Here is a 12,944-nt window from a genome sequence, read left to right on the forward strand (position 1 = left end):
AGCGCGGGGGAACCTGCCGGCTGTGAGCAATGTCGTCAGACGGTACCGGGAAGACAGCATTATGTTGGAGGAAAGTGTTGGACAGTAACGAGATTCGGCAATTGGACTTGCAAGACGACCCGCTGGATGCGGAGCGTTATCCCATTGATCCGTGGAAATTCACCGAATACGGCAAGCCGACCGCCGAGAGTGCGACGCTTTTTTCGCTTTCCAACGGCACCATCGGCGTGCGTGGCGAGGCCAGTGCGCCCCGAAATCTCGGTGCGGGCACGTTCCTGAGCGGTTTCCACGAGACCTTCGCCATCCGTCACGCCGAGGAAGCCTATGGTTTCGCTCGCGTGGGCCAGGTGGTGCAAGGCGTGCCGGATACTGTGGATTTCCGATTTTCCGTAAACGGCAAGCAGCTCACGGATCCGCAACAAGTCTGCCAGAGCCTTGATTTCAAAGAGGGCACCGCCACCCGCTCCTACACATACGAGGTCGGCGACGGGGCAAGTCTTGAGGTCAGTATCGTCACGATGGTCTGCCTTTTCCGTGCGGATTTGATGGCCACAACCTTGACGTTCAGAGCCCACGGACGTGCCATGAACGTTCACGTTGAAGGCAAGATGAACACCGATCACCCCGTGGTTTCCCGCGATGTCGACCCGCGTAAGGCCGACCTGATCGCCGACGGCGGACTGCGCAAGCTCGAGGTCGATGCCATTTCCCGTGGCGTGGCCGATGAAAGTTTCGGCGCCTTCCACTGCCTGCATTCGGGGCTCACGATGGGCGTTGGCTTCTGCCAGCAGGTCGACGGCGAAATGATTCCCGACGTCTTCGACGTCAAAGTGCCGGATGGCGGCGAGAAGCAAGTGCTGCGTTACGCCGCATATAACACATATCGCATCAATCCTATCGGTGTCGATAAAGGCCTTGAGGTCTCCACTATCGGTACCCAGAATTCCGCCGAGCTTATCAGGCTTTGCGCGGAAACCCTGAACTGGGCCGTCGCACAGGGGCTCGAACGCCTGCAGGATCAGCAGCGCGCGTGGCTGGAGCGTTTCTGGCAGGAATCGGACGTCGCTATCGACGATGGCGGCGACGGAAGGCTCCAGCAGACGATGCATTGGGAGCTTTTCGAGCTCGCGCAGGCCACCGCGACCGTCGCCAACGGCGTGTCGGCCAAGGGCCTGAGCGGCACCGGTTATTCCGGCCACTACTTCTGGGATACGGAAACGTATATCGTTCCGTTCCTTATCTATACGAACCCCGCGCGCGCCCGCGACATCCTTTCCTACCGCTTCCGCATGCTGCCGGCGGCTCGCAAGCGCGCTCGGATGATGAGTGTGGAGGGGGCACTCTTCCCGTGGCGCGGCATCAACGGCGAGGAGGCTTCGGCGTTCTTCGAAGCCGGCACCGCGCAATGCCATATCGACGCGGACATCGCCTACGCCGTCAACCAGTACGTTTCGGTGACCGGCGACCACGAGTTCCTGGCAACCGAGGGCATTGACATTCTCGTCGAAACCGCGCGGATGTGGGCGAGCCTCGGCTACATGGGCTGGGACGGCACCTTCCATATCAACACCGTCACCGGCCCAGACGAATACACCGCCTTGGTGGACGACAATTATTACACCAACGTCATGGCCCAATTCAACCTGCGCAAGGCCGCGGACGCTTTGGAATCGCTCGACGGCGAAGAGCTCAATGCCGTGGTCCAGCGTCTCGGCGTCAAGCCCGGCGAATCGATGCATTGGCGCGAGGTCGCCGAGCTGATGAAGCTTCCGTATGACAAAAAGCTCGGCGTCCATCTCCAGGACGACGACATCTTGCGTCGTGAGCCTTGGGATTTCGAGCATGACACGCAGCGGCCGCTGCTGCTCCATTACCATCCGATCGTGATTTATCGCCGTCGCGTCTTGAAGCAGACGGACACGGTCTTGGCGCTTTATCTGCTTTCCTCGAACTTCGGTTTGGACGTCAAGCGCCGTGATTTCGATTTCTACGACCCGTTGACCACCGGAGATTCCTCGCTGTCCGCGGCCTCGCAGTGCATCCTCGCGGCCGAGGTAGGCTATGGTGATCTGGCCATGCAGTATTTCCTGGAGTCTTTGTACGCCGACGTCGCCAACCTTCACAGCAACACCTCCGACGGCATCCATCTGGCTTCGGCCGGTGGGGTGTGGATGTCGGTGGTCGCCGGTTTCGGCGGCCTGCGCGATTCGGGGGGCGAAGAACTTTCGATCGACCCGCACCTTCCCAATGAGTGGGAGAGCCTCACCTACCGGCTCACCATCCACGGTTCGCGCTTGGTCATCACCGTCACCCACGGCGACGTCACGGTCCGCCGCGTCTCCGGCGACCCGGTAACGCTCCAGGTCAAAGGCGAGCTCCGCACCGTCTGAAGTGTTCGGGTCTGTGCGTTGAGCCTTGTCTGGGCAAGCCTTTGGGTCGCTGCTTCATTGCTGGGATGTCTAAGGGCACATGACTATAGCTTTAACGACGTTTTGATAATTGGTAATTTTATGCTATCAATTTATGAGAAAGTGGCAATTTTATTTTGCCATTTTTTAAATAATTGGTAAGATTACTTTACCGGTTGGAGGAATTATGGATACGGTCATTGCACAGAAGATACAGGACTTTTCGTTGGATGATTTTCGCCCCATCGTCCCGCGTGACCTTGATTTGGGTAAACCTCTGACGCCTAAAGTTGGCAACCTTGTCAAAGTCGTTATCGGTATGAGACGCAGCGGTAAAAGCTACCGTCTTTTTCAGGAGATGGACAGGCTCCTTGTCTCAGGTGTTGAGACCGAACGTATCTGTTATTTCAATTTTGAGGATGACAGGCTCGGTAAGGTCACTTCGGCCACCGGCGACGCGGTGCTTGATACCTTCTTCTTGTTGCACCCGCAAGCGCAGGATGGAGGAGTGTACCTGTTTTTCGACGAGCTTCAGGAGATGGAGAATTGGGGCAAATGGCTGCGTCGCGTGGTGGATACCATGAAAGCGACCATCTATGTCAGCGGGTCATCTTCAAAGATGCTTTCCAGCGAGGTTTCCACAGAGTTCCGTGGCCGTGCGCTTGATTTTGAGTTGCTGCCATACTCCTTTCGTGAATTTGTGCGGGCGTATGGCGGACTTGAAGGTGACTCAGGTGAAGTTGGGAAAACCATTGGCAAAGCCGGTTTCTATTCCACTCAGGAACAGATTTATCTGCGACGAGCCTTCGCCGAATATCTCGACCGTGGAGGTTTCCCTGCAGCGCAAAGTCTTCCGATGCCGCAGGCCATTGCTCTTCTGCAGGGCTATGTGCAGCGCGTGGTGGCCGGGGATGTTGTAGAGCGTCACAACATCGGTCGTCCGCAAGTGGTGGTGGCGTTCGCCCGGAGGGTACTTGGTTCCAATGGTAAAAGCATCTCTTTGCGTAAAATTGAGAACGATTTGCGCAGTGCCGGGCTTGATTCGAGCCGTGCGTTGCTCAGCGACGTTCTGAAATATTTCGAGGAGGCCTATCTGCTGTTCGCATTGAAGGAATTCTCGGTGTCGTTAAGTGCCAACACAACGGCTCGGCCCAAGATTTATGCCGTCGATCCCGGGCTGGCGCTCGCGTATTCTCGGGCGAGTGTAAGCGATGTGGGGCAGCGGCTTGAGCAATCTGTCTATCTTGAATTGCGTCGGCGAAACGTTGGTTTACGCCGTGATGGTATTTCGTCGTATCGTACAAAAAAGCAAGGTTATGAAGTTGATTTCGTGGTCGGTGATGTACTGGGGCACGAGGCCTACGAGCTCTATCAGGTCACCGTTTCGATGGACGATGAGCAGACCGCGCGGCGCGAGCTGCGTGCCCTTTGGGAGGTCATGGATGAGCAGGGAATGAGAGAGGCCACGCTCATCGTCCTTGATGGTGAAGCGAAAGATTATCGCGATGGTTCGCATATTGTCCATCAAGTCCCGGCTTGGCTTTGGTTCGCTGACACAGCTGCGTAGCCCGAGATTTGACGGCTGAGGGATTTGTATTCTGAAACCACTGACGCTCCCAAACCTCTCTATCGATTAATCAACGACGGCCGTCGCGAGTTTGCTTTTTGATTTATTGATTAACTTTGCTTTATAGTAATCCATTACCAAATTTAGCGGTTTCTATTTGATGGAGACCAGGAAACAGGCGGTTCGCAGAGCGCCACTATCAATATCGAACGTAGCGGTGATCCTGACATTGGGGGAAAACGCTGTTGCGTTCCGGCGGCATTGAAGGCTAACGGAGGCAATCAAATATCTAACAGGGGATGAAATCCGCCGCTTGCAAGGGTGATTGCAAGTGGCGGGTTTTGTTTTGCCGGCGGGTACGGGGATAGCTGAATATGAAGATAATTTTTTGAAAATAATGTTTCGAATAGAGGAAAATCGCATTATTTCAATAATTAAATGATTTGACATATTGAACAAATCGTCATATTGTGTTAGTGAAACGAATTAACCAATGTCGTCAGCAACGACGGCACGTGTGCAAAGGAGCAACCTATGGGGTTGTGGGATGTTGACAAGATTCAATATGTCGGACACGACAAGGGAGTCAAGGAAGAGCTTGGTTTCCATTACTATGATGCCGACCGCGTGGTTGCCGGCAAACCGATGAAGGACTGGCTGCGCTTCGCCGTGGCTTGGTGGCACACCTTCGACCAGCAGCTCGTCGATCCGTTCGGCGACGGTACCGCACATCGTCCTTATTACAAGTACACCGATCCGATGGATCAGTCGCTTGCCAAGGTCGACTATGCCTTTGAGCTTTTCCAGAAGCTCGGCGTGCAGTACTTCTGCTTCCATGATCGCGACCTGGCGCCGGAAGGCGACACCCTGCGCGAGACCAACGCCAACCTCGACAAGGTGGTTGACAAGATCGAGGAGAACATGAAGTCCACCGGCATCAAGCTGCTGTGGAACACCTCCTCGCTCTTCACCAACCCTCGCTTCGTCGATGGCGCTTCCACCTCACCGTTCGCTGACATCTTCGCCTATTCGGGCGCGCAGCTGAAGCACAGCCTGGAGATCGGCAAGCGTCTCGGCGGCGAGAACTACGTCTTCTGGGGTGGCCGTGAAGGCTATGAAAACCTCTGGAACACCGACATGGCCCGTGAAAAGGACCATATGGCCGAGTTCTTCCACATGTGCGTGGACTATGCCAAGGAAATCGGCATGAACGCGCAGTTCCTGATCGAGCCGAAGGCCAAGGAGCCCTGCAGCCTGCAGTATGACTTCGACGCCTCCACCGCCATCTCGTTCCTGCAGAAGTACGACCTGATGGGCACCTTCAAGCTCAACCTCGAAGGCAACCACGCCAACCTGGCCACCCACACCTACCAGCACGAGATCCGCATCGCGCGCGACGCCGGCGAGCTCGGTTCGCTCGACGCCAACCAGGGCGACAAGCTCATCGGCTGGGATATGGACGAGTTCCCGACCGACCTTTACGAGACCACCGCAGTGATGTGGGAAGTTCTCGCCGAAGGCCAGATCGGCCCTCACGGTGGCCTGAACTTCGACGCCAAGCCGCGCCGTAGCTCCTTCGAAGCCGAAGACCTCTTCCGCACCCACATCGCAGGTATGGATTCCTTCGCCGCCGGCCTGTTGGTCGCCGCCAAGATGCACGAGGACAAGTACATCGAAGATCTCGTCTCTAAGCGTTACAGCTCCTACGACTCCGGCATCGGCAAGACCGTTGAGGATGGCACCGCCACGCTGGCCACGCTCGAGGACTATGTGATCGACAAGCCGCAGAGCGAGCTCATCGCTTCCACGCACTCCGATCACCTCGAGAGCGTCAAGGCCACGATCAACAACTACATGATCGAGGCTCTGAGCGAGTAATCGTTCGATTTCAAGGAATCCGCCGCACAATGTTGCGAGCGGCGGATTCCCTATTTGAAGTCCAATCCGATTGTCATTGTCGAAATCGCTTTTGGATTATCGAAAATTTCTTAACTTAAATTTTGTACTTGGGAAACGAAGTTGATTTCCGGGTATAAAAGTGGTCATAAATAGACTAAATCATATAAAATGTAGCATAAATATTGTTACATTGAAAAGTTTTCGCAAAGTTGCGTCTTGCTTTGTGTAAAAGAAGAAGTTCAAATCCCCGATTAATGAGGAAAGGGAAGTATATGAAGAAACTGATTAAAGGTATTGCGCTTGCAGCAGCAGCTGCCATGATCGTTCCTCTTGCCGCTTGCGGTGGTGCAAGAGGCAGCAACGGCGCGGCCGGCGGTAAGAGCTCGGGCCCGGTGAGCATCGGCATCTCCATGCCGGAGCAGCAGCTCGAGCGTTGGCAAATCGATGGCACGAATCTGAAGAAACAGCTGGAAAGCTACGGATATAAGGTGACTTTGCAGTATGCGGACGGCAAGACCGATCTGCAGTCCTCGCAGATTCAGAACATGGCCAACCAGGGTGCCAAGTATATTGTCATCGCCTCCATCGATGGCACGGCAACCGGTGCCGCGGCCGAGCAGGCCGCTTCCAACGGCGCCAAGATTATCGCCTATGATCGCCTCATCATGAACACTGATGCGGTTGATTACTACACGACGTTCTCGCTGACGGAAGTCGGCAAGCTGCAGGGCCAGTACATCGAAAAGAAACTCGGTTTGAAGGAAGGCAAGAAGGGCCCGTTCAACGTCGAGCTCATGTCCGGCTCTCCGACCGACAACAACGCGAAGTATTACTATGAGGGCGCTTGGTCGGTGCTCGGACCCTACTTCAAGTCCGGCGTGCTGCAGTCCAAGTCCGGCAAGGTCCCGAAGTCCCCTGCCGATTACCAGTCCATCGGTATCGATAACTGGGATCGCCAGAAGGGCCAGGCCGAGATGGAGAACCGCATCAACTCGTTCTATAACAACGGAACGAAGCTGGATGCCGTGCTCGCCCCGAACGATGCCATCGCGCTGGGAACCGTGAATGCGGTCGAAGGTGCCGGCTGGAACTATTACCCGGTCATCACCGGCCAGGACGCCGAAAAGGCCAACGTGCGCGCCATCTTCCAAGGCAAGCAGTCCATGACCGTCTATAAGGACACCCGCAAGCTCGCGAAGACCACCGCGTTGCTCATCAAGGATCTGGTCGACGGCAAGAAGCCGAAGGCCAAGGACACCTTCGATAACGGCAAGAAGAAGGTTCCCTCTTCGCTGCTGACTCCTATCTCGGTCGATAAGGACAACGCCAAGCAGGAATTGGTGGATTCCGGTTATATCTCCGCCAAGGACGCAGGAATCTGAACCGAAAAGTGAATGGAAGAAAGGTGCCGTGCTGTTGCTGTTTGAGTGTTGTGCGGCGCGGCACCTTTCCCGTCCGTATTGGTTTATGAAGGAGTAATTGTGCCTAATCAGCAAGATGTGATTCTTGAAATGAAACACATCACCAAGCGTTTCGGCCCGGTAACAGCGTTGAGCGATGTCAATATCAGCGTTAAACGAGGTGAGATATTCTCTGTTTGCGGTGAAAACGGTGCCGGGAAATCCACGTTGATGAATGTGTTGTCGGGTGTATACCCGTATGGATCATATGAAGGGGACATTGTCTACGACGGACAGACCTGCGAGTTCAAGAGTATCCGTGATTCGGAGAAGCTTGGCATCGTGATTATCCATCAGGAACTGGCTCTGGTTCCCTATATGACGATCGCTCAGAACATATTCCTGGGCAACCCCATTAAAAAGGGAATCTTCGTCGACGATTCCCAGCAGCGCAAAATCGCCAGAGAGGTGATGCAGACGGTTGGGTTGGATGAAGATCCCGACACGTTGATTGCCAATATCGGTGTCGGCAAGCAGCAGCTGGTCGAAATCGCCAAGGCGCTGACAAAGAACGTCAAGCTTCTGATTCTCGACGAGCCCACCGCGGCGTTGAACGATGAGGAATCGACGAAGCTGCTCAAGCTTATCGACCGGTTGCGCGTCGAACGCGGCATCACCGCGATTATCATCTCGCACAAGCTCAATGAGATTGCGGCTTCGGCCGACAGCGTGCAGGTTATTCGAGACGGTCAGACGATTTCACATTTCGTCATCGACAAGGAGCACCCGCTCGACCAGGATGCGCTGATACGAGATATGGTCGGCCGTTCGCTCACCAATCGCTATCCGGAGCACACCTCGAAAATCGGTAAGGAGATTTTCCGCGTGGAGCATTGGAAGGTCCATCACCCGCTCGACGAGCAGAGGCTCATCGCCAATGATGTCAGCTTCAACGTTCGCGCCGGAGAAATCGTCGGGATGGCCGGACTGGTGGGTGCGGGCAGAACCGAAACCGCCATGAGCATTTTCGGCCGTCAATATGGCACCGGGGCGACGGGCAAGATTTTTGTGGAAAACAAGGAGGTTAAGTTCCCCAACGTCAGCGCCGCCATCGATCACGGCGTGGCATATGCCACTGAAGACAGGAAGGTCTACGGGCTCAATCTGCTTTCGACCATCAAGGAGAACACCTCGATGGCGAATTTCAAGGCTTTGAGCAAGCACGGGGTCATCAATCGTGACCGCGAGGTTGCAATCGCGGAGAAATATCGCCGTGAATTTCATACCAAGGCCCCTTCCATCGATATGCCCGCTGGCAACCTTTCCGGCGGCAACCAGCAGAAGGTCGTGCTCGCCAAGTGGGTTTCGGCCAATCCTAAGGTCCTGATTCTTGATGAACCTACCCGTGGCATCGACGTCGGCGCCAAATACGAGATCTACGAGATCATCGACGAATTGGCGGATAGCGGAAGTGCCGTAATCGTCATTTCCTCCGAATTGCCTGAGCTTCTGGGCATTTGCGACCGCATTTACACGATGAGTCAAGGAGTGATCACGGCTTGCCGCAACGCTTCCGAGACCAACCAGGAAGAGCTTATGCATTACATGACTGACGCTAAGCGCATGGATTTCGACAAGGCTTTCGCCTGATCGGAACCCAAGGATCGTTATTAAGAAAGGAAACTTTAGATTATGGCTTCAGCAGAAGTAAAAGGCGCTCCGCAAAGCGCCGAAACGAAGACGGTGAAAACCGCTTCGATCAAGGATTTGCTGTTCGGCAATATCCGCTCATACGGCATCTATCTGGCGTTGGTTCTGGTAATCATCATCTTCCAGATCCTCACCGGCGGCAGGCTGCTCTATCCGAACAACGTCGTCGCGCTGTTCCAGCAGAACGCTTACGTGCTCATCACCGCGATCGGCATGCTTATGCTGATCATCGCCACCCACATCGATCTCTCTGTTGGCTCGGTCGTGGCGTTCATCGGCGGCGTCGGCGCGTTCGCCATGAAGAACTGGAACATGAATTGGATGCTCGCCATCGTCTTCATGATCGTCATCGGCCTGTTGATCGGTGTCTGGCAGGGCTTCTGGGTTGCGTTCGTCGGTGTTCCCGCCTTCGTGACCACACTGGGCGGCATGTTGATCTTCCGTGGTCTTGCAACCGTTGTCGCAGGTGAATCCATCCCGCTGCAATCCACTCAGTTCCGTGCCATCGCAAAGGACTATCTGCCCAATATCCTGGGGTTCTGGGGCGGTTTCGACGGTCTGACCATCGTGGTCGGCCTGGTCGCTATCGTGCTGGTCATCTGGTCGCAGATCAAGAAGCGCAACAAGGCGCTGAAGAATGGCGGCACCATTGAGCCGATGTCTTGGGTGATTCTCAAGTGCGTCGTCGAGGTGGTCGTTATCGGTTACGTGACCTATCTGTTCGCCAGCTCCGGCAACGAAACCTCCGGCGGTATCCCGATTGTGCTGCTCATCATCGGCATCCTCGTCGCGGTCTACTGGTTCGTACTCAACCGCATGGTCTTCGGCCGCGATATCTACGCTGTCGGCGGCAACCGCAAGGCGGCAACGCTTTCCGGCATCAATACCAGAATGGTTGATTTCAAGATCTTCCTGAACATGGGCTTCCTGACCGCCGTCGCGGCCATCATCACGCTTTCGCGTTTGGCTTCGGCAACCGCCCAGACCGGCATGGAGTTCGAGATGGACGCCATCGCGGCCTGCTTCATCGGCGGCGCTGCTGTCGCCGGCGGCGTCGGCACGATTCCTGGCGCTATGGTCGGCGCTCTGATCATGGGCGTCTTGAACCAGGGCCTGTCGATTATGGGCGCGGACGCGGCAATCGTCAAGACCATCAAGGGCCTTGTCGTCATCGCGGCTGTTGCTTACGATCTGGTCAGCAAGAAGAAGAAGGCCTGACCGGGACTGTGATTTGACGATAATTGCATTGCGGCTTTTCTGAAAAATATCTGGGAAAGTTGCAACGCAATCGTAAAAAGATATGTCGAGAATTTGGCTATTTCGGTCAGATTCTCGACATGTTATTTCCGTTTCGAAAGTGAATGTTTCTGGCGATATCGCGACGAACGTACCAGAAGCGGAATTGGTGTCGATGAAGACGATGGTTTACTGGCTTCATCGGCATATGAATATCTGCAATGAGTTTCGCAGGGAACAATTGGGGGATGGGCAATGAGCGACAAGACGCGTTTGTGGTTTTATGCACTGGGCAGTGTGGCGGCGTTTATCTGGTTGGGCGTTTCCGTCGTTCAATCCATGCAGGATGGCTCCTTGCTGAAAGCATCCAATATTGTTTTTCTTCTTTGCCTGCTGGTCGCCGCCGTTTATTTTCTGGTTGAGGCGATTCAGCTATGGCGTAGCCTTCACCGTGCCGCTGCCGATGAAAAGAATGCGAGCGGGGATGAAGGCTAAATTATCCGGCCGTCAAAGGTGACTTGGCGGCCGGTTTCCTGCGGTTGAAGTCCGCGCTTACTTCACGAAGTTGCGCTTGATCCAAGCGGCCCAGAGGCTCGGCCAGACCTGCGCGCTCGGCTCGATTTGCGCGGCGTTGCCGGCGGCCGCGGTTTCGGCGGTGGCCAGCGCGAGGCTGTGAGGGCCGTGCGGGAAGATGTGCGCCTCGACGGGCACGCCGGCGTCGACGCAGGCGTTGATGAAGAGCAGTGAATTCTGCACCGGCACCACGGCATCGGTGACGGTCTGCCAGATGAAGGTGGTCGGCGTCTTGGCGTCCACATGCTTTTCGCAGGAGATTTCATCGAGCATCTTCTGGTCGGTTTTCTTCTCGCCGAGCAGCTTGTCGACTGTACCGGCGTGCGTGTACTTGCCGGCGGTAAGCACAGAGTAGCCAAGTGCCAGGCCGTTGGCGCGAATCTCATCAGGATCGTAACCGTTTTCGCGCATCACATCGTCACCGGTCGTGGTGGCCATCGAAGCGGCGAGCTGGCCGCCACAGGAGAAGCCGATGACCGTGACGGCCTTGGGATCGATATGCCAAGCTTCGGCGTTTTCGCGGATGAGCTTCATGGCTTCGGCGCCTTCCAGCATCTGCACCGGGTAGCGCGAAGGAGCGATGGAATAGCGCAGCACGAATGCCTGCACGCCCGCGCCTACGGCCATCATCGCGATGGGCTCGGCCTCGCGATCGGTCACCTTGTTGAACCCGCCACCGGGAAAAATGAGAACGGCCGGACGCCTACGGTCCGGGTCGATTTCCTTGGAATTGTCGATGATATAGCCGGTGAGCGTCGCCTCGCTGCCGTCGATGCCTTTGATGGTCTTAGTAATGTATTGCATTTTGTGCCCCTTTCGCAGTCAGCGGTCTTTTCCCTGTCTTATCAATGATGATCAATGATGATCAATGATGCTGTCGAACCAACTGATTCCTACTTCAGGATTCTAAGAAGGTTGCCCGACGGTGTTCACTGCGAATAATCCTTCTTCCTCTAACCGGTCAATCCTGCATCTATACACGTAGGCTTCCTGTGTTAGAAATCTGCGTTTGCGGACAGGATTGAGCGGATAGGGGCACTAAGGTTCAGAAGTTTCGTTTGTTTGGTGGAATTCTGTGCGTCATTGTGGTGATGGATACTTGAAGTATGGATACAGGTGATATGAAATCTGCGGGAAACGAGACTGATGGACGCGAGGTGCCAGAAGACGCGATTGATGAACGAAATGGTCGCGGAGACCGTGAACGAAAGGTGCCGAAAGATGGCGTGATGGTCGAGATTCCGCGGGGAACGGTGGTGTTGGCAGCAACCCCGATTGGCAATGTCGGGGATGCTTCGGCCAGACTTCGGGCGTTGCTGGAACGTGCGGATATCGTTGCGGCGGAGGATACGCGGCGACTTTACGATTTGGCGAACCGACTCGGCGTGCATGTCAGCGGGCGCGTCGTCGCCAATCATGACCACAATGAGCGCGCGAAGGCCGACGGTCTGCTCGACGAAGTCGAGCGTGGTGCGACCGTGCTGGTGGTTTCGGACGCGGGCATGCCCACCGTCAACGATCCGGGCGTGGCCATCGTCCGTCGTGCCATCGAGCGCGATTTGCCGGTGACCTGTGCTCCTGGCCCCTCCGCTGTGCTTGATGCGCTTGCGCTTTCTGGCCTGCCGACCGACCGCTTCTGCTACGAGGGCTTCGTGCCGCGCAAGCACAACGAACGCATCCAGCGCTTCCGCTCGTTGCTGGGCGAGCGGCGCACCATCGTTTTTTATGAAACGCTGCATCGCATCGCCGAAACCATGGACGATCTGCTTGAGATGTTCGGCCCAGACCGTCCGATGGCCCTGTGCCGCGAACTGACGAAAGATTACGAGCAGATTCGCCGCGGAACTATCGGCGAAATCCATCAGTCCGTCATCGATGACCCGCCGCGCGGCGAAATCGTCTTGGTCATCGCCGGCGCGAGCGAGGATGAAGCCCTCAAAGCCAGCGAGGCCACAGCAGCGGTCCTGAGCGTCGATGATTTGGCAGCGCTCGCCGTCGAACGTGCCGCCAAAACCAACGAGCGCATCAAGGACGCCATCGCCGAAGTCGTCAAAGCCCATCCGCTCCCCGACGGCTCCCTCCCCAATCGCAAGGCCGTCTACACCGCCGCGCTCAAGCTGAAGTAAAGGTAGCGAGTATAGGCGAGGTCGT

Annotated in this window: 9 protein-coding genes; 8 read left to right on the plus strand and 1 reads right to left on the minus strand. The window is 55.8% G+C overall.

Annotated elements, in window-relative coordinates; genetic code table 11:
• Positions 1-74: 74 nt before the first annotated feature.
• The 7 genes from OZX62_RS00975 (at position 75) to OZX62_RS01005 (ending at position 10,715) form a co-directional block, all read left to right on the plus strand.
• Entirely contained in the window at positions 75-2,390 is a 2,316-nt protein-coding gene (locus OZX62_RS00975) for a glycosyl hydrolase family 65 protein (RefSeq protein WP_277176192.1), read from the plus strand.
• A gap of 205 nt (positions 2,391-2,595) precedes the next feature.
• A complete protein-coding gene (locus OZX62_RS00980; protein ID WP_277176193.1) occupies positions 2,596-3,975 on the plus strand; it encodes an ATP-binding protein in 1,380 nt (459 codons plus the stop codon).
• Positions 3,976-4,509: 534 nt separating this feature from the next.
• Positions 4,510-5,853, plus strand: a complete 1,344-nt coding sequence (gene xylA, locus OZX62_RS00985; protein WP_277176194.1) for a xylose isomerase — start codon at positions 4,510-4,512, stop codon at positions 5,851-5,853.
• Between the two features lie 293 nt (positions 5,854-6,146).
• A complete protein-coding gene (locus OZX62_RS00990; RefSeq protein WP_277176195.1) occupies positions 6,147-7,256 on the plus strand; it encodes a sugar-binding protein in 1,110 nt (369 codons plus the stop codon).
• 129 nt (positions 7,257-7,385) lie between these two features.
• A complete protein-coding gene (locus OZX62_RS00995; protein WP_277176981.1) occupies positions 7,386-8,924 on the plus strand; it encodes a sugar ABC transporter ATP-binding protein in 1,539 nt (512 codons plus the stop codon).
• A gap of 42 nt (positions 8,925-8,966) precedes the next feature.
• The gene (mmsB, locus tag OZX62_RS01000; protein WP_277176196.1) at positions 8,967-10,202 is read left to right on the plus strand and encodes a multiple monosaccharide ABC transporter permease; all 1,236 of its coding nucleotides are present in this window, start codon (positions 8,967-8,969) and stop codon (positions 10,200-10,202) included.
• Between the two features lie 273 nt (positions 10,203-10,475).
• On the plus strand, positions 10,476-10,715 hold the full coding sequence (locus OZX62_RS01005; protein ID WP_277176197.1) for a hypothetical protein: 240 nt from the start codon (positions 10,476-10,478) through the stop codon (positions 10,713-10,715).
• 57 nt (positions 10,716-10,772) lie between these two features.
• Here OZX62_RS01005 and OZX62_RS01010 read toward each other — a convergent pair whose 3' ends face one another.
• Complete coding sequence (locus OZX62_RS01010) at positions 10,773-11,597, minus strand: alpha/beta hydrolase (protein ID WP_277176198.1); 825 nt, start codon at positions 11,595-11,597, stop codon at positions 10,773-10,775.
• A 317-nt stretch (positions 11,598-11,914) separates the two neighbouring features.
• Here OZX62_RS01010 and rsmI point away from each other — a divergent pair, with 317 nt between their 5' ends.
• Entirely contained in the window at positions 11,915-12,919 is a 1,005-nt protein-coding gene (gene rsmI, locus OZX62_RS01015) for a 16S rRNA (cytidine(1402)-2'-O)-methyltransferase (protein ID WP_277176982.1), read from the plus strand.
• The last annotated feature ends 25 nt before the right edge of the window (positions 12,920-12,944 follow it).

It is taken from the genome of Bifidobacterium sp. ESL0690 (assembly GCF_029392315.1).
In the GTDB taxonomy this organism is placed as follows: Bacteria; Actinomycetota; Actinomycetes; order Actinomycetales; family Bifidobacteriaceae; genus Bifidobacterium.

Excerpts from the sequence above, each read along its gene's own strand:
- OZX62_RS00980 (WP_277176193.1), top strand. The coding sequence starts at position 2,596 with ATGGATACGGTCATTGCACAGAAGATACAGGACTTTTCGTTGGATGAT.
- xylA (WP_277176194.1), top strand. The coding sequence starts at position 4,510 with ATGGGGTTGTGGGATGTTGACAAGATTCAATATGTCGGACACGACAAG.
- OZX62_RS00990 (WP_277176195.1), top strand. The coding sequence starts at position 6,147 with ATGAAGAAACTGATTAAAGGTATTGCGCTTGCAGCAGCAGCTGCCATG.
- OZX62_RS00995 (WP_277176981.1), top strand. The coding sequence starts at position 7,386 with ATGAAACACATCACCAAGCGTTTCGGCCCGGTAACAGCGTTGAGCGAT.
- mmsB (WP_277176196.1), top strand. The coding sequence starts at position 8,967 with ATGGCTTCAGCAGAAGTAAAAGGCGCTCCGCAAAGCGCCGAAACGAAG.
- OZX62_RS01005 (WP_277176197.1), top strand. The coding sequence starts at position 10,476 with ATGAGCGACAAGACGCGTTTGTGGTTTTATGCACTGGGCAGTGTGGCG.
- OZX62_RS01010 (WP_277176198.1), bottom strand. The coding sequence starts at position 11,597 with ATGCAATACATTACTAAGACCATCAAAGGCATCGACGGCAGCGAGGCG.
- rsmI (WP_277176982.1), top strand. The coding sequence starts at position 11,915 with ATGAAATCTGCGGGAAACGAGACTGATGGACGCGAGGTGCCAGAAGAC.